The 440-nt window shown below is 48.0% G+C and carries 1 protein-coding gene; it reads left to right on the forward strand.

What is annotated here, in order from left to right; translation table 11 throughout:
- On the forward strand, positions 1-440 hold a 440-nt coding region (locus tag GO009_RS18040; protein ID WP_163627982.1), incomplete at both ends, for a PKD domain-containing protein.

The raw sequence follows: 440 nt of genomic DNA on the forward strand, positions 1-440 counted from the left end.
AGCTGGATTGTCGGATTCTGCAACCATACAGATTGTGGTTACAGAAGCAGCGGAAAACCAAGCTCCAGAGGCAGTGATTTTCGCTACGCCAGAAAGCGGAAACGCACCGTTAGAAGTGAACTTTATGGGAGGCAACTCTCTAGACGATGTTGGAGTTGAAAGCTATGCATGGGATTTTGGCGATGGGAATTCATCAACAGAGACCAATCCGATACATACGTACAACACACCTGGCACATATACAGCAATATTGACCGTGACCGATGGTGAAGGATTGACGGACACGGCAACTGTAAACATAGTTGTTACAGAAGAAGGTGGAAACCAAGCCCCGGAGGCAGTTGCTTCAGCCAACCCAACACAGGGACAAGCACCATTGGCGGTTATTTTTAATGGTGAGGCATCAACAGACGATGCTGGCATCGATACCTATTTCTGGG

This window comes from Allomuricauda sp. TY007 (assembly GCF_010468565.1).
Lineage (GTDB): Bacteria > Bacteroidota > Bacteroidia > Flavobacteriales > Flavobacteriaceae > Flagellimonas.